This is a genomic window from Bradyrhizobium aeschynomenes, assembly GCF_013178945.1.
Classification (GTDB): Bacteria; Pseudomonadota; Alphaproteobacteria; order Rhizobiales; family Xanthobacteraceae; genus Bradyrhizobium; species Bradyrhizobium aeschynomenes.
The window spans coordinates 227,607-242,837 of sequence record NZ_JABFDM010000003.1; the positions used below are offsets into that span (position 1 = coordinate 227,607).

The 15,231-nt window shown below is 67.5% G+C and carries 13 protein-coding genes; 7 read left to right on the plus strand and 6 right to left on the minus strand.

Features of this window, described 5'->3' with window-relative positions:
* Window positions 1-15: 15 nt before the first annotated feature.
* From HL666_RS10005 to HL666_RS10015, 3 genes are all read right to left on the minus strand, one after another.
* Window positions 16-273 (minus strand): hypothetical protein, encoded by a 258-nt coding sequence (locus tag HL666_RS10005; protein ID WP_246739289.1) that lies wholly within the window; start codon window positions 271-273, stop codon window positions 16-18.
* 87 nt (window positions 274-360) lie between these two features.
* Window positions 361-1,815, minus strand: coding sequence for a dihydropyrimidinase (gene hydA / locus HL666_RS10010; RefSeq protein WP_172181211.1), 1,455 nt, complete (start codon window positions 1,813-1,815; stop codon window positions 361-363).
* A 140-nt stretch (window positions 1,816-1,955) separates the two neighbouring features.
* Complete coding sequence (locus HL666_RS10015) at window positions 1,956-2,582, minus strand: TetR/AcrR family transcriptional regulator (RefSeq protein WP_172181213.1); 627 nt, start codon at window positions 2,580-2,582, stop codon at window positions 1,956-1,958.
* A gap of 102 nt (window positions 2,583-2,684) precedes the next feature.
* Between HL666_RS10015 and HL666_RS10020 the strand changes: the two genes are divergently transcribed.
* From HL666_RS10020 to HL666_RS10035, 4 genes are all read left to right on the plus strand, one after another.
* Window positions 2,685-3,383 carry a PspA/IM30 family protein gene (locus HL666_RS10020; RefSeq protein ID WP_172132247.1) on the plus strand — a complete coding sequence of 233 codons (699 nt, stop codon included), beginning with the start codon at window positions 2,685-2,687 and terminating at the stop codon, window positions 3,381-3,383.
* A 54-nt stretch (window positions 3,384-3,437) separates the two neighbouring features.
* Window positions 3,438-3,713 carry a YiaA/YiaB family inner membrane protein gene (locus HL666_RS10025; protein WP_172113263.1) on the plus strand — a complete coding sequence of 92 codons (276 nt, stop codon included), beginning with the start codon at window positions 3,438-3,440 and terminating at the stop codon, window positions 3,711-3,713.
* 339 nt (window positions 3,714-4,052) lie between these two features.
* Window positions 4,053-5,057, plus strand: coding sequence for a hypothetical protein (locus HL666_RS10030; protein WP_172181215.1), 1,005 nt, complete (start codon window positions 4,053-4,055; stop codon window positions 5,055-5,057).
* Complete coding sequence (locus HL666_RS10035; RefSeq protein WP_172181752.1) at window positions 5,057-6,271, plus strand: hypothetical protein; 1,215 nt, start codon at window positions 5,057-5,059, stop codon at window positions 6,269-6,271. The genes HL666_RS10030 and HL666_RS10035 overlap by 1 nt, the downstream gene beginning before the upstream one ends.
* Here the strand turns inward: HL666_RS10035 and HL666_RS10040 are convergent.
* From HL666_RS10040 to HL666_RS10050, 3 genes are all read right to left on the minus strand, one after another.
* On the minus strand, window positions 6,256-7,962 hold the full coding sequence (locus HL666_RS10040; RefSeq protein WP_246741511.1) for a hypothetical protein: 1,707 nt from the start codon (window positions 7,960-7,962) through the stop codon (window positions 6,256-6,258). The two genes, HL666_RS10035 and HL666_RS10040, sit on opposite strands and share 16 nt — an antisense overlap.
* 317 nt (window positions 7,963-8,279) lie before the next feature.
* Window positions 8,280-9,134 carry an SDR family NAD(P)-dependent oxidoreductase gene (locus tag HL666_RS10045; protein ID WP_172181217.1) on the minus strand — a complete coding sequence of 285 codons (855 nt, stop codon included), beginning with the start codon at window positions 9,132-9,134 and terminating at the stop codon, window positions 8,280-8,282.
* Window positions 9,135-9,276: 142 nt separating this feature from the next.
* Window positions 9,277-9,666 carry a winged helix-turn-helix domain-containing protein gene (locus tag HL666_RS10050; protein WP_172113266.1) on the minus strand — a complete coding sequence of 130 codons (390 nt, stop codon included), beginning with the start codon at window positions 9,664-9,666 and terminating at the stop codon, window positions 9,277-9,279.
* A 102-nt stretch (window positions 9,667-9,768) separates the two neighbouring features.
* Here HL666_RS10050 and HL666_RS10055 point away from each other — a divergent pair, with 102 nt between their 5' ends.
* The 3 genes from HL666_RS10055 (at window position 9,769) to HL666_RS10065 (ending at window position 15,150) form a co-directional block, all read left to right on the plus strand.
* The gene (locus HL666_RS10055; protein WP_172113267.1) at window positions 9,769-10,893 is read left to right on the plus strand and encodes an alkene reductase; all 1,125 of its coding nucleotides are present in this window, start codon (window positions 9,769-9,771) and stop codon (window positions 10,891-10,893) included.
* A 190-nt stretch (window positions 10,894-11,083) separates the two neighbouring features.
* On the plus strand, window positions 11,084-12,748 hold the full coding sequence (locus tag HL666_RS10060; RefSeq protein WP_172181219.1) for a thiamine pyrophosphate-binding protein: 1,665 nt from the start codon (window positions 11,084-11,086) through the stop codon (window positions 12,746-12,748).
* Window positions 12,749-13,767: 1,019 nt separating this feature from the next.
* Entirely contained in the window at window positions 13,768-15,150 is a 1,383-nt protein-coding gene (locus tag HL666_RS10065) for a M20 family metallopeptidase (protein WP_172132252.1), read from the plus strand.
* The last annotated feature ends 81 nt before the right edge of the window (window positions 15,151-15,231 follow it).

Below are 15,231 nucleotides of genomic sequence, written 5' to 3' on the forward strand. Positions count from 1 at the left end.
TCGGCGCCGAGGACGCTACGCCGCCGCCGGCGGCGTGTGCGCGAAGGCGTCCATCACCGTCATCTCCACGTGCTCGTCCTCGACCGACCAGCGGCCGATCTCGGCGTCGTCGCGGAAGAAGTGCACGCTGTGAACCGGTGAGCGGTGATCGTCGCCGCGGATCATCCGGAGCAGGGTTTGCGCCACGCGGCAGTGATCGCCGGGGAGCCTGAGGTCGAAGAATGCGTCGCCATAGCCCGGCAGCCTGGTGCCGGCCGAATCGCGAACTTCCATGCGCAACTGTGCCATACTCGCATTCAACGCCAGCAACGGTTTCCGCCCGGTAAATGCCGCCGGGCCGCGCATAGTTTGAAGCGCCGATCATGGCGTGATCATGTCGCGCGCGACGCCACGCGGCGCGGTGATCTCCTTCCAGGTGGAATTGGCGACATGCACCGGCGGGAAAGCCGGCCGCTCGACGTAGCGGCCGTCGCCGGCGTCCGCGCGCAGCGCACCGTCGCGCCAGGCGATGCGGCCGCGCGACACCGTCACCGCCGGCCCGCCGGTGCAGGAGAAGCCTTCGAACACGTTGTAGTCGATACGGCTGACCTGTTTGCTCGCGCTGATGGTCTTGTGCGCGGCCGGGTCCCACACCACGAGGTCGGCGTCGGAGCCGGCCATGATGGCGCCCTTGCGCGGGAAGACGTTGAGGATGCGCGCGATGTTCGCCGAGGTGACCGCGACGAACTCCTCTTTCGTCAGCCGCCCGGTGGCGACGCCCGCGCTCCACAGCAGCGGCATGCGGTCCTCGAGTCCGCCGGTGCCGTTCGGGATCCTGCGGAAGTCGCCGCGGCCGAGCCGCTTCTGTGCCAGGGTGAACGCGCAATGATCGGTCGCGACCACCTGCAGCGAGCCCGATTGCAGCCCGGCCCACAGGCTGTCCTGGTGCGACCGGTCGCGGAACGGCGGCGACATCACGCAGGCCGCCGCCTGGTCCCAGTCGTCACAGCGATACTCGCTGTCGTCGAGCAGCAGATGCTGGATCAGCGGCTCGCCATAGACGCGCTGGCCGGCGGCGCGGGCGCGCGCGATCGCCTCATGCGACTGGCGGCAGCTGGTGTGCACGACATAGAGCGGCGCGCCGGTCATGTCGGCGATCATGATGGCGCGGCTGGTCGCCTCGCCCTCGACCTCCGGCGGCCGCGAGAAGGCGTGGCCCTCCGGCCCGTCGATGCCGCGCGCCAGCATCGCCTCCTGCATCCGCGCCACGACGTCGCCGTTCTCGGCGTGGACCAGCGGCATCGCGCCGAGCTCCGCGCAGCGCGCGAACGAATTGTAGAGCTCGTCATCGTCCACCATCAGCGCGCCCTTGTAGGCCATGAAATGCTTGAAGGTGTTGATGCCGTAGGTCTGGACGACGATCTCCATCTCGTCGAACACCTGTTTCGACCAGGAGGTCACGGCCATGTGGAAGCCATAGTCGGCCGCCGCCTTCTCCGACTTGCGCCGCCAATCCTGATAGGCCGCGAGCATCGACTGGCCGGGATCGGGGATGCAGAAATCCACCACCATCGTGGTGCCGCCTGACAGCCCCGCCTTGGTTCCCCATTCGAAATCGTCGGCCGACACCGTACCCATGAAGCCGAGCTCGAGATGGGTATGCGGATCGATCCCGCCGGGGATCACGTAGCAGCCGCCGGCGTCGATCACCTCGGCCGACAGCGGCGGCTCGATCGCGGTGCCCACGGCGAGAATGCTCCCGCCCTGGATCAGGACGTCGGCGCGCCGGGAATGATCATGGTTCACCACCGTGCCGCCGCGGATGAACAGAGACATGGGTTGGGTTGCTCCGATCGCTCGATGCGGCAACAGCGTGCCGCCGTCGTCAATCTATCAAGGGCGAGCCGGGGCGCGCTGATGAAATTCTGTTCAGAGGCGAGCGCGAGTGCAGCCCGCAGCCTGGCATGTGGCAAGCGTCACAGCGCATGGCCCGGCTCCGACGAATTGCTCACCAGCCCCGTCACCATCGCCTTCACCATGGTCGCGATCTGCTCGCGGAGCGCCGCCACGGGCACGGCGATCAGCTTCTGCTCCAGCCCGAGCGCGACCATGCCGTGGACGGCCGAGAACAGGCTGCGTGCGGTGACGCTGATGTCGTCGAACGAGCGCTGCGGAAACAGCGCGGCGAGCGGCTGGTGGATGTGGCGGAACAGGTGCATCTGGTCGGCGATCGCCCAGTCCGGCAGCGGCTTGTCGGCCGGCATGCGATGCTCGAACAGCGCGCGCCAGAGCTCGAGGTTGTGAGCGGCGAAATCGCAATAGGCAATCGCGATGCGCACCAGCGCCGCCTCCGGGCCGGGCGGGCCGGCGCTCTCGGCCGCCGACAGATCGGCGTCGAGCCGCGCCAGGGTGCGCGAGCCGACCATCAGCACCAGCTCGTCGACATCGGCGACGAGGTTGTAGACGGCGCCATTGGCAACGCCGATCTCCTGGGCGAGATCGCGCGTCTTCAGGCCGGCCAGACCCCTGGTTCGGACCATCCGCTCGGCCGCCTCGATCAGGGCCTCGCGCTGTTTCGCTCGTCTTTCCAGTGTCTTGGACATCGGTCACCAAAATATTGAGCGATGCTCAAAATAGTTCTTGAGCAACGCTCAGGTTTGCGCTATAAGAAACCCATGAGCGATGCTCATAACAGGGAGTTCACAATGTTCAAGACCGTTCTGACGCTGTTTCGGGGCACCGTCGCCGTCGCGGAGGAGGAGCTGCAGGACCGTAGCGCACTGGTGATCCTGGATCAGCAGATGCGTGACGCGGCCGCCGCAGTGGAGCGCAGCAAGCGCGCGCTGGCGCTCGCCATCGCGCAGGACCAGCAGGAAGGCAAGCGGCTCGAGGCCACGCTGGCCCGGATCACCGATCTCGAGGTGCGCGCCACCGCCGCGCTCGATGGCGGCCGTGAGGACCTGGCGCGCGAGGCGGCTCAGGCGATTGCCGGGCTCGAGGCCGAGCGCGATGCCGCCAAGACGGCGCGGGCGCTGTTCGCCACCGAGATCGCGCGCTTGAAGAAGCACGTGTCGGGGGCCGAGGCGCGCATCGCCGAGCTCGATCGCGGCCGGCGCATCGCTCGTGCCGCAGAGGCGGTGCGCAACCTGCGCCGGGGCGGCATCGAGGCGGCGCGTCCCTACGAGTGCACGCTGCCCGAGGCCGAGGCGACCCTGAAGCGGCTGCGCGAGCGGCAGATGGAGGCCCAGGCCGCCGACGAGGCGCTGATGGAGCTCGACGCCGCCACCGGGCCGATCACCACGGCCGAGAAGCTCGCGGAGCAGGGCTTCGGCCCGCGCATCAAGACCACGGCGGACGACGTGCTTGCGCGGCTGAAGGCCGGCCGCACTGCTCCGGCCACCTGATTTTCGTCATTCCCGTTTCCCAACGCAACCCACCGACATCCACAGGAGCCGACCATGAACCAGAACGTCCAGCCCCACAGCAGCGCCTTCATCACCTTCTCCTATGCCTCGTTCGGCGCGTCCGCCTTCCTCGTCGCGCTCGGCGTGTTCTTCATGCCGATCGATCTCTGGATGAAGGGCTATCTGACGATGGGCATCGTCATGCTGGTGCAGACCTGCGTCACCCTGACCAAGACGCTGCGCGACCGCCACGAGAGCAGCAAGCTGGTCAACCGCATCGAGGACGCCCGCGCCGAGCGCCTGCTGATGGAGGTGTCGAAGGCGGCGTGAGGCGGCGACGGCAGCCTCTACGTCTCTCGCGGGAGGCGGTCGCATCCGGCGATGGCCTGTGGCGAACTGGCTGGCTGCCATCATCCTTCGAGACGTCCGCCTCCGGCGGGCGCCTCAGGACGAGGGTCGAGATCGCGGCGAGATCTCGAACCATGAGGCCAATGATGACAAGCGGTGGATGCGACGGCATCCACCGCTTGCTGCCGTTGAAGGGACGTTTACCGTGACTGCGACTCCGTCGGCCGTCGTGGTCACGCATTAAGGAGGGCGGAGCATATGTCGTGAAGGCGGCGAAGGATTCCGGCGAGCCGTTTCCGATCACGCCGAATGGATGAGACAATGACCATCGTCGCAGCGGCCAGGCGGATCCGAACGAACATCGGCTTCTGGCTGACAGCGCTGGGGCAGGAGGCGATGGACCTGTCGCTGCGCACCCATGCCGACCTGCGCACGCGCATCGTCGAGAGCCCGGGCACGACGTTGGATGACGCGGCGCTGGCCGCGCTGGTCGCCGACCTCCGCAGCATCGCCGGCAAGACGCTCGCGGCGGGGGATCTCACCTACGGCATCTTCTCAGGGCGGCGCGAGGCGCTTGCCCGCGCCATCATCACGCTGGTCTCCGACGCGGCGAGCGGCCGGCCGATTGCGTTCAACGCGCTTGCGGTGATGCAGGTTGCGCGCGATGGCGACACCCAGGACGTGATCCATCTTGGCCTCGTGATGGTCGATCCCGAGGCGCGCGGCAAAGGCCTGTCGGGCGTGCTCTACGGTCTCACCACCTTGCTGCTGTTCATCCGCGATGGCCTGCGGCCGAAATGGATCTCCAACGTCACGCAGGTGCCGGCGGTGGCCGGCATGGTCTGCGAGACCTTCTCCGACGTCTATCCGTCGCCGCAGCCCGAGGCGCGGCAGAGCTTCGATCACCTGCAGCTTGCGCGCGGCATCATGCGAGGACATCGCGCCGTGTTCGGCGTCGGCGACGAGGCCGGCTTCGATGAGGCGCGCTTCGTCATCACCAATGCCTATACCGGGGGCTCGGATGCGCTGAAGAAGACGTATGACGACGCGCCCAAGCACCGCGACGACGTCTACAACGATTTTTGCGCACGCGAGCTCGACTATCTCAGGGGCGACGACCTGCTGCAACTCGGCCGCATCGATCTCGCCGCCGCCCGGCGCTATCTGCTGCGCGAGATCCCCTCCGGCTCGGTGCCGGCGCTGCTGGCGACCTCGGCCGTGCTGGCGCTGCAGCGGATGATCCTGCCGCTGCTGCACTGGCTCGACGACACCAGGGCCTTCGGCACCTTGCGTCCCCGTCGGCCGTCCAGCGAGGCCGTGCCATGATGCCGGGCGTGGTCGCCGACTCCGTCGTCAATCTCTGCGGCGCGATCGGCCTTGCGGTTGCCGCCGCCACGCTGCATCGGCGCGATCCCAGGGGACCGCTGACGGCGCGGCTGGTGGCGCTGCTGGCCGTCGTCGCCGCGCTGTTTCTGCTGCGCGGCATCGCCTGGTGGACCGACAGCGCGACGCTCGACCGCATCTCGTTGATCCCGGCCGCGCTGATCCCGCTTGGCGCCGTGATCGTGACCGAGGGCCTGCTGCGCCGGCATGTCCACCGTCGGCTGAAGGTCGCCGCGGTGGTCGGCGGCCTCGTGCTCGCCCTGGCCGGTGCGCTTGGCCCGGTGGAGCTCGAAAACCACCACACGATGGTGTTGTCGGCCTTTCAGCTCGCAGGCTTTGCCGTCTGCGCCGTCCTGCTGCTCCGTCGCGATCGCCCGAGCCTGCTTGCCTGGGAGAACCGTGCCATCGATCGTGTCGCGTTCGGCGCCCTCATCGTCATTCCCTTCATCATTACCGATTTCCGCGTGCTGGCGCCGGACATGCCAGTGCGGCTCGGCGCGCTCGGCGCGCTGCTGGCCGTGACCGCGATCCTGATCGCCGGCGCGAGCGCCGAGGCGCAGCGCCAGGGCGTGTGGCTGACATTGCTGCGGATCTCCGGGGCGGCCTTGCTCGGAGCCGCCGCGGCCGCGTTGTCACCGGACGTCGACGCGGCGCAACTCACGCGGTTCTGCGCGGTGGCGATCGCCGGCGTGCTCACGATCGGGCTGATGGGCGATGCCTTGCGCGCGGTGCTGGAGGCGCGCGAGCCGGGCGTCCTGGATTCGATCGGCGCATCGACCGCCATCACGCGCGACGAGCTGATTGCCGAACTCACCCGCCAGCCGGTCTTCGAGAGCGCGCGCCGCTGTCGCGAGCCCGCGCTGGCCGGCTACGATCCGCCCGTCCTGCGCGACTTTCTCGCGTCACGACGCGTGCTGCGCCGGGCCGACGCGCCGTGGGGGCGGGCAGCGACCGACCCTGCCGTCGAGCGCATGGTGGCGCTGATGGATGCGCGGCATGCGACGCATGTGATCGTGCTGTCGCACCAGCCGGTCGATCTCATCGTGCTCGCGGTCTCGGTGATTGCGGCTGATCCGGCCACGGAAACCGCGCTCGCGCTGGTCGGGCGCCTGCTGCTGCAGGCGCCCGAGGCATCCGCGGATCACGCCCACATGTGATGATGCTGATGATGCGACATGTCGATCATCGGGGCCTCCACGAGCGGCGCATCGATGACGGCCGCCGCTGCGCCCGCGCTGACCTGTGAGACGTGCGCCGCCGTCGGCAGCATGATCACGTTCGAGGCCGGCGCAGCCAGGATGTCCGCGAGCACGGCCGCGGTATCGGCGGCGCTTGCATCTGCGGCACTGGCAAGAGCGGCCGCAGCGCCGCCCGTGGTCGCCAGCACCTGCGCGATCGTGGTGCCGTTGACATCATATTCGCCGCCGTTCACCGGGATGTTGTTGCCGCCGACATCGGCCGCGTTCTGGTGCATCTGGTCGGCGGCCGCGGCGACGAGTGCCTTGTTGCCGGTCTGGAAGCCCTCGAGGATCTTGGCGATCTCCGCGCCGAGCGTGCTCTGGTCGCCGAGCAGCTCGTTGTCGAAGCGGGCCTGGAAGATGCCGCCTTGCGCCGCGTCGAAATCGGTGACGTCCTTCTTGAACACCATCAGGTCGGCCGTGACCTTGGCCATCGCCGCGGCATCGCCGGCATTGACCGCGGCGATTGCCGCCTTGCCGAGCGCGTTGGACTGGGCGATGAACATGGCCCAGAAATCGGTCTGCGCCTGGTTGTCCTGATAGGCCGGCGTCGGATTGAGGAAATCGCCGAAGCCGGTCCAGCCGTTGAGGCCGTTCTGCTGCGCCATGTTGGCGAGGTTGGTGTCGCCGGCGACGATGTCGATGATGTCGAGGAAGTCGTCGTTCAGCGCGCGGCCGATATCGACATTGCCCGCCGCGCCGTTGATATGGGTGTTGACGAGCGCGAGCTGGTCGATGATGGCGAGCGCATGCACGCCGGTGAGGCCGCCGAACTGCAGCGGATTGGCGGCGACCAGCGCGTTGAGGCCGGCGATCAGCGCATCGACGTCGTCCTGGATGACGTCGACATTGCTGTCGTTGACGCCGCCGAGCAGCCGGTTGGCGGCATCGTTGAAGATCAGGCCGAGCTCGGCCAGCGTGCCCTTGGCGGCGGTTGCGGCCGTCACGCCTTCGGGCAGCAGCGCCGGCACTTGCAGGAAGCCGGTGACGCCGTCCGCATTGGTGGCCTTGGCCGCGAGCGTCGCATCATTGTTGACGACGTTGAGGATGTCGAGATGCGCGTTGCGTAGCGCGGTCTCCGCCGCGGCAATGCTGCCGAACGCGCCGCCGCCGGTCACCGAAGCCATCGCGGCATCCTGCGCGATCGCGATGTCGGCGAGGATCTTGTTGACGCTGGTGAGCGTCTGGCCGCAGAACTGGCCGGCCGCGACCATGGCCTTCAGGCCGTCCTGAATCACGGTGAGATCGCCCGTGTAGTTGTAGACGCTGCCGAGTCCCTGGCCGCCTTCGTCGACCACGTTGCGCCACAGCCCGCCTTCGAGAAACCGCGTCGCGTCGTTGAACACCACGCCGAGATCGGCAAAGCCGAGCGCGGGCGGCGTCGGGGTCGGAGGTGTCGGCGGCGTGGGCGTGGGAGGCTGCGGCGCCGGCTGGCAATGATGGTTGTGATGATTGTGGTGGTGATGATGGTGGTCGTGATGATGGTGTTCGTGGTGACTGTCGTGATGATGATGGTGATGGCGCGACATGTCCGACGTACTCCCATGGCTGCGCACCGACGCATGTCCGCCGGCGCAAGGCGTCGCGGCGGAGGTGGTGCGGGTGGTCATGCCATTTGCCGCCTGCTTCGTGGCCGCTTCGCGCAAGCATTGTGGAATGCCTCTGCGTCAGATTGTCGTGCGGCGTCGGGCGGCTGTCGGCCATCCCTGCTACGCTTGACGGATCCTCCGCCGCGGACGCCGCAAACGGTGGGCGCGGCGCGGCCGTGGCCGCAAATGCAATTGTTGCAAGAGATTTCTTCGCCACGATTGGGCGCCTCGCGACGGAGGCGGGCGGTGCGCCGGCCGCGTTTGCGGCGATCCGATGCGCCGGGAACCCGCGAGAGGCGCCTTCCGAGGTCACACTGCGATGCGGCGGTGTGGCCGGATCATGGCGATTTCTTTACGAAGGCCGCGAACGCCTCGGTGTAGTCGGCGTGCCAGCGCGACAGCGGCGGCCGGTTCTCGACGATGTCGCCGGCCGCCCACAGGATGCGCCGCTCGTCCAGCGCGCGCGGTACGTCGTTGTCGGGGCACAACACGTAGAAGTCGCCGGCCGCGACACGCTCCAGCATGAAGTCGACGGTCTGCTCCGGCGTCCACGCGGCGGCAGGCTTCTCGATCCGGCCATTGGCGGTCAGCGGCGTGAACACGAATCCGGGGATGAACAGATGCGCCGTCACCTGGCAGCCCGGCGTGTTGCGCAGCTCGTGCTGCAGCGCCTCGGTGAACGCCTTCACCCCGGCCTTGGAGACGTTGTAGGCGGGATCGCCGGGCGGCGTGGTGATGCCCTGCTTGGAGCCGGTGTTGATGATCAGCGCCGGCCGGCCTTGCGCGATCATGTTCGCTGCAAACACCTGCGCGCCGTGGATGATGCCCCACAGATTGACGCCGAGGATGCGCTGCCAATTGTCCTCCGGGCCGAACATCTTGCTGCCCGGCTGAATGCCGGCATTGTTCATCAGCACGTCGACCGCGCCGAACCGCGCGCGCACCGCCCGTTCGAGCGCGGCCACGCTGTCGCGGCTGCTGACGTCGACCTTGGCGGTCATGACCGCAGCCTCGCCGCGCGTCGCGGCGGCTGTCAGCCGTGCGGCCGACTCGCGCAGGCGCGTCTCGTCGATGTCGGCGATGCAGACATTCATGCCGAGTCCGGCGAAGCGCAGCGCCGCGGCGAGGCCGATGCCGGAGGCGCCTCCGGTGACGACGGCGGTGTGATCGGGACAGAGGGCAGGGTGGGGCACGGCAGCTTCTCCGGCAGGATGGGGGATGAATGGTCTATGACGTCTGGGCACGGCCGCAAGATCATTCGGCCAACCGCATGGCCGCTCTCATGGTTGCAACGCGAGACGGCGTCGCCCGGTTGCAGCCGCGCGCGTGGGGCGGCTATGAGACGGCCTTGCTGCCGCGGCCCTTCTTCGGCTTCTCGATGTCGCCGTGTAGCGCCGCGAGATCCTTCTTCACGGCCGAGGCCGCGTCGCGCTCGATACGCCGGTAACGTTCGACCAGCTGCTCGCCGAATGCGGTCAGCGCCGCGCCGCCGCCGTTCCGGCCGCCGGTCTGGCGTGCCACCGCGGGCTGGCGGCATACCCGGTTGATCTCGTCGACGAGATCCCATGCCCGCTTGTACGACATCTCCATCGCGCGACCCGCTGCCGAGATCGAGCCGTGGCGCTCGATGTTCTCCAGCAGCGCGATCTTGCCCGGTCCGATCCGGCTGCCATCATCGAGGTCGATGCGCAGGCTGAGGGACGGCAGGGCGGTCGGTTTCGGCATGGATGGTCTGCTCGCGCAAGGGGCTGGCAGACATTGCCACTACCAGCTTTTGCGAACAAGATGACCGAAATCGGCGCATGGCCGAATGAAATTGGGGGAGAAATGCCGGCTGCACTGTTTTCACCGCTTCACATCGGTCCCTATCGCCTGAAGCATCGCGTCGTGATGGCGCCGCTGACACGGATGCGCGCCGACAAGGCCACCCTCGCGCCACGGCCGCTCAACGTCGAATACTACGCGCAGCGCGCGACGCCGGGCGGACTGATCATTGCCGAAGCCTCGCCGGTGCTGCCGACCGGCACCGGCAGTCCGAACGTGCCGGGGATCTACAGCGAGGCGCAGGTCGCCGGCTGGAAGCGCGTCGTCGATGCGGTGCATGCCAAGGGCGGCGTGATCTTCCTGCAGCTGTGGCATGTCGGCCGCGTGTCGCATTCCTCGTTCCAGCCCGGCGGCGCGCTGCCGGTGGCGCCGTCGGCGATCGCGATCGGCGACGATCTCAAGGCAATGACGGCTGACGGCAAGCTCGCAGCCTACGAGATGCCGCGTGCGCTCGAGACCGACGAGATCCCCGCGCTGGTCGCGGCCTACGGCCAGGCTGCGCGCAACGCGATCGCCGCGGGTTTCGACGGCGTCGAGGTGCACGGCGCGAACGGCTATCTGATCGAGCAGTTCCTGCAGAGCCGCAGCAACCAGCGCACCGACCGCTATGGCGGCGGAATCGAGAACCGTTGCCGCTTCCTGCTCGAGGTAACGCAGGCCGTGATCGCAGCCTGCGGCGCCGACAAGGTCGGCGTGCGGCTGTCGCCCTATGGCATCGCCAACGGCTCCGGCGAGGCCGATCCGATGCCGCTCTATACGTATGCGATCGAGGCGCTGAACAAGCTCGGCATCGCCTATCTGCATCTGATCGAGCCGCGCTCCTCCGGCGCCGGCCGCGCCGACGTCAACTGGCAGAACGTGCCGTCGGCGATCGCCCTGTTCCGTCCGATCTGGAAGGGCGTTCTGATCGGCGCCGGCGGCTTCACCGGCGAGCCTGCAGAAGCCGCCGTGGCCGGCGGCCAGGCCGACGCCATCGCCTTCGGCCGCTACTTCATCAGTAATCCGGACCTGCCCGCCCGGCTGCAGCACGGCTGGCCGCTGACGCCCTACAATCGCCCCACCTTCTACGGCGGCGAGGAGAAGGGCTACACGGACTATCCGGTGTATCAGGAGATGGCAAAAGCGTAGCCAAAATTCCGGTGTCATTCCGGGGCGTGCCCTCGCGCAAAATCGCTTGGCGATTTTGTGCGAGGGCGCGAGCCCGGAATCCATACTCCCGATCGTGGTTATGGATTCCGGGCCCATCGCTTCGCGATGTCCCGGAATGACGGCACCGATAGATCTTGCCTCCACATTTGCAGGGCTGGAGAGACCGACCATGAAAAACCGCACCACCGGACGCTCGGCCTTCCTCGCGCTGCTCAAGGACGAGGGCATCACGCATCTGTTCGGCAATCCCGGCACCACCGAGCTGCCGGTCATGCACGCGCTGAAGGACCATCCCGATCTCACCTACGTCATGGCAATGCAGGAGAGCCTCGTGGTGGCGATCGCCGACGGCTTCAGCCGTGCCTCGGGACGCCTCGTCGCCTGCAACGTCCATGTCGCACCCGGCCTCGGCAATGCGATGGGCGCGCTCTACAACGCACAGTTCACGGGAACGCCGCTGATCCTGACTGCCGGCCAGCAGGAGCAGGGTCACGGCCTGATGGAGCCGCTGCTCTATGGTCCGCTGGTGCGCATGGCCGAGCCGCTGGTGAAATGGGCGGTCGAGGTGACGAGGCTCGAGGATCTGCCCCGCATCGTCCGCCGCGCCGCCAAGGTCGCGACCACGCCGCCCACGGGGCCGGTGTTCATCTCGCTGCCCGGCGACATCCTCAATGCCGAAGCCGGGATCGAGCTCGGCCGCTCGACGCGAGTCGATGCCCGCGTGCAGCCGTCGACGGAGGCGCTGGAGGCGCTGGCACAGCGGATTCTGAAGGCGCAGCGGCCGGTGATCATCACCGGCGACGAGATCGTCAAGAGCGATGCGCTGCAGGCCGCCGCGGATTTCGCGTCGGCGTTAGGTGCTCCGGTGTATCAGCAGTCCGCGCCCTATGGCGCGCACTTCCTGTCAGAGCATCCCTGCTACATCGGCTCGCTGTCGCGCGCGCAGAAGCAGGTGCGCGATCTGCTCGCCCCGCATGATCTGCTGATCGTGCTCGGCGCGGATCCCTTGCGGATGTCCGTCCACAGCGAGATCGAGCCGTTGCCGGAGGGCCTGCCGATCGTGCAGATCGGCCTGGTCGATTGGGAGCTGGGCAAGAATTTCGGCGCCGAGATTGCGCTCAAGGCCGACGTTCGCGAGACCCTTCAGCAGATCACCCCGCGGCTGCGCGACCTCGGCGGATCGGCTCTGCAAGCCACGGCGCAGGCGCGCATCGCGGAGCTGTCCTCGAAGAACTGGAGCGCGCGACGCCGGACGCTGACCGCGCAGATCGAAACGGCGCGCGACAGGGTGCCGATCGATCCCGACTATCTGGCGCTGCAGGTGGCCGAGGCCATGCCCGAGCACGGCATCCTGGTCGACGAGGGCCTCACATCCGCGCGCTACATGACCGCGCTGTGGCCCTATCGCGACCGCTACAATTATCACGGCCTCGCCTCCGGCGGCATCGGCTGGGGCCTGCCGGCCTCGGTCGGCGTCAGCCTGGCCAATCCCGATCGCCCGGTCGTGTGCTACTCCGGCGACGGCAGCGCGATGTATTCGATCCAGGCGCTGTGGACGGCGGCCCATCACAAGCTGCCGCTGTCGGTCGTCATCGTCAACAATGGCGGCTACCGCATCATCAAGCAGCGGCTGCTGTCGTTCCACGGCGACGACAACTACATCGGCATGGACTTCGCCGATCCGCCGGTGGATTTCGCCGGGCTGGCAAAGTCGCTCGGCTGCGAGTCGCTGCGCATCAGCGATCCGCCCGAGTTGAAGTCCGTCTTGTCGGAGGCCTTCCGCCGCCCCGGCACCAAGCTGATCGAGGTGATGGTCAGCAACGCGGTGAATTGAGCAGGCGTCAATCTGAGAGGGGCGGTCCGTCCACGACCACAGTCGTCATTCCGGGGCACGCGGGTCTACGACCCGCGTGAGCCCGGAATCCATAGCCACAGGCGAATGTTGTGACGCGAGCTGGTTGAACATTGTCTCTCCTCACGGCGACCTGCGTTATGAGTTCCGGGCTCCTTGACGCCACGCTCCCTCATCCCCACCGTCGTCATTCCGGGGCACGCAGATCGCGGGCAGCGATCTGCGTGAGCCCGGAATCCATACTCACAGTCGGATTTCTGGAAGCGGGATGGACATGACCTCTGTCTCTCCTCATGACCGCCTGCGGCTATGGATTCCGGGCTCATCCAAGTGCGGGACGGCTTTGCCGTCCCGCACTTGGATGCCCCGGAATGACGACCTCACAGACAGCCTCCAACAAATCGCTTTACGAATACCCGAATGTATGCTTTATTTCCGAAATCCCGCCTCCCACGGAGGGGCGCATCGCGATCGTCACGACACGCGAGGTGGGGATGCGATGGCCGCTGAGATGCCGCAGCGTGGGGAAGCCTGCGCGGACGAACGGCAGCTTGCGGACGTGAAGGCGTGTGGTCCTGGCACCCCGACGCTGGTGCCAAGTCGACGGGGGATGATCCCGCCGATGACGGTGGCTATCAAGCCGGACACCGGGGAGAGCGCGCTATAAACGTGAAAACCGTCGCGCGGGGAATGCCGGATGACCGGCTGAACCTGTGGTGACTGCCGCCTGCTTATCTTTCTGCAGGCGGGCCATGGGTTGCGGCCAGCACCCGGCATTCCCCGCGCCCTCCGTCTCATGAGGGCGATGAAATAACAGCTCGGGTGCGCGATTGCACCGCGAGGACGTGGGCGCGCGCCCGTTGTTCATGCCCCTCAGGCGCGCCGCGCGCGGTTCCGAAATTCGAGACCGGGCCGATCTCCCATTGAATTCAAACCCAGCCCCTTCCGCTTCTCCCACGATCCCGATATGACGCCGCCTTCGTTGTGACTGGAAAAGCGCCATGACCAGGATTGATGCAATCGCCCGTGCCCGTCAGAGCCTGACGAGCGGAGACTTCTTGGCCGAGCTCGGTCGCCGGGTCGCCTATCGCACCGAGAGCCTCAATCCCGAGCGCAAGGACGAACTCGCCGCCTATCTGACCAAGGAGCTGACGCCGTCCTTCGCCGAACTCGGCTTCACCTCGGAGATCGTGCCGTCGCCGAGCGGCAAGTCGCCGTTCCTGATCGCGACCTATCATGAGAGCGAGAGCGCGCCCACGGTGCTGAGCTACGGCCACGGCGACACCGTCGACGGCATGACCGGCGAGTGGCGCGACGGGCGCGATCCCTGGGCGGTGACGCCGGCCGGCAACAGGCTCTACGGCCGCGGCACTGCTGACAACAAGGGGCAGCACAGCATCAACATGGCGGCGCTCCGCGCGGTGCGCGAGGCCCGCGGTGGCAAGCTCGGTTTCAATGCCAAGTTCATCATCGAGATGGGCGAGGAGATCGGCTCGCCCGACCTCGCCAAGGTGGCCGATCTCAAGCGCGACGCGCTGAAGGCCGACGTCTTCATCGGCTCCGACGGCCCGCGGCTGTCGACCGCGCGCCCGACCATCTTTCTCGGCTGCCGCGGCGGCATCCGGCTGCATCTCGACGTCAACCTGCGCGAGGGTGGCAATCACTCCGGCAATTGGGGTGGCGTGCTCGCCAATCCCGCGACCATCCTCGCCAACGCCATTTCCACACTGGTCGACGGCCACGGCCGCATCAAGCTGGACTCGCTGAAGCCGCCGCGCCTCACCAATGCAATCCGCGCCATCCTCGCCGACGTGAAGGTCGAGCCGACCGCCGACGAGCCGGCGCTGTCGGACAATTGGGGCGAGGAGGGGCTGACGCCGGCGGAGCGGCTCTATGCCTGGAACACGCTCGAGGTGCTGGCGATCTCCTCGGGCAATATCGACAAGCCGGCGAACGCAATCCCCGGTCGCGCCCGCGCCGTGCTGCAGTTGCGCTTCGTGGTCGGCACCAAGGTGGATTCGATCGTTGCCGATGTGACCAACCATCTCGTCGCGCACGGCTTCCCGATGGTCGAGGTCAGCATGGCGCAGAGCTTCATGGCCTCGCGGGCCGACATCGACAGCCCGTGGATCAAATGGGCCGCCGACTCGATCCGCATGAGCACCGGCAAGGCGCCCGCCGTGCTGCCGAACTTCGGCGGCTCGTTGCCGAACGACGTGTTCGCCGACGTGCTGAAGATGCCGACCATGTGGGTCCCACACTCCTATCCCGGCTGCTCGCAGCACGCGCCGGACGAGCATATTCTTTTGGATGTCACGGAAGAGGCGTTGGGTCTGATGGCCGGGCTGTTCTGGGATCTGGGTGAGTTGCGGAAGCCGCTGTGAGGAGCAATCGCTGCGATGAGCACAGGTCCCGCGGCTGGCTCGGTCAGCGCCTCTCCCCGTGACGCCGTTATCAGGGCCCCG

Coding starts and splice junctions, on each gene's coding strand:
- HL666_RS10005 (WP_246739289.1), bottom strand. CDS start 273: ATGGAAGTTCGCGATTCGGCCGGCACCAGGCTGCCGGGCTATGGCGAC.
- hydA (WP_172181211.1), bottom strand. CDS start 1,815: ATGTCTCTGTTCATCCGCGGCGGCACGGTGGTGAACCATGATCATTCC.
- HL666_RS10015 (WP_172181213.1), bottom strand. CDS start 2,582: ATGTCCAAGACACTGGAAAGACGAGCGAAACAGCGCGAGGCCCTGATC.
- HL666_RS10020 (WP_172132247.1), top strand. CDS start 2,685: ATGTTCAAGACCGTTCTGACGCTGTTTCGGGGCACCGTCGCCGTCGCG.
- HL666_RS10025 (WP_172113263.1), top strand. CDS start 3,438: ATGAACCAGAACGTCCAGCCCCACAGCAGCGCCTTCATCACCTTCTCC.
- HL666_RS10030 (WP_172181215.1), top strand. CDS start 4,053: ATGACCATCGTCGCAGCGGCCAGGCGGATCCGAACGAACATCGGCTTC.
- HL666_RS10035 (WP_172181752.1), top strand. CDS start 5,057: ATGCCGGGCGTGGTCGCCGACTCCGTCGTCAATCTCTGCGGCGCGATC.
- HL666_RS10040 (WP_246741511.1), bottom strand. CDS start 7,962: ATGACCACCCGCACCACCTCCGCCGCGACGCCTTGCGCCGGCGGACAT.
- HL666_RS10050 (WP_172113266.1), bottom strand. CDS start 9,666: ATGCCGAAACCGACCGCCCTGCCGTCCCTCAGCCTGCGCATCGACCTC.
- HL666_RS10055 (WP_172113267.1), top strand. CDS start 9,769: ATGCCGGCTGCACTGTTTTCACCGCTTCACATCGGTCCCTATCGCCTG.
- HL666_RS10060 (WP_172181219.1), top strand. CDS start 11,084: ATGAAAAACCGCACCACCGGACGCTCGGCCTTCCTCGCGCTGCTCAAG.
- HL666_RS10065 (WP_172132252.1), top strand. CDS start 13,768: ATGACCAGGATTGATGCAATCGCCCGTGCCCGTCAGAGCCTGACGAGC.